At 41.7% G+C, this 333-nt stretch carries 1 pseudogene; it reads left to right on the plus strand.

Annotated features, from left to right (window positions below):
- Positions 1 to 114: 114 nt before the first annotated feature.
- Positions 115 to 312, plus strand: a pseudogene (locus tag BCU91_RS10420) (transposase domain-containing protein); the annotation flags it as partial.
- Positions 313 to 333 lie beyond the last annotated feature (21 nt).

Below are 333 nucleotides of genomic sequence, written 5' to 3' on the forward strand. Positions count from 1 at the left end.
TAAAAAGGCCACATAGTGTGTAATGCCGATCAGTTAAGGCCAATATGATCGGTTGACCGATTTTTAAAAGGCTTCAAAATCCAGTACAGACTCTTGTTTGTACTGGATTTTTTCATGGAACTTTCTGAAGCTTTAGCGCGTACCTCTATCAACCGACTTACCGAGTTCGACAGTCTTGGTGAACTTCTCTGCCCAGAGCTTATTCAACATAGTCTACAATCCAATGGTGTAGCCACGCTTCGTAAGCGAAAATTACCTATGGAATCTATGATTTGGGCTGTTATCGGCATGGCCTTATTTCGGGGTAATACATAGCCACCCATTATTTTGAAG

The sequence above is a fragment of the Shewanella sp. 10N.286.52.B9 genome, from assembly GCF_002873635.1.
Classification (GTDB): Bacteria; Pseudomonadota; Gammaproteobacteria; order Enterobacterales; family Shewanellaceae; genus Shewanella.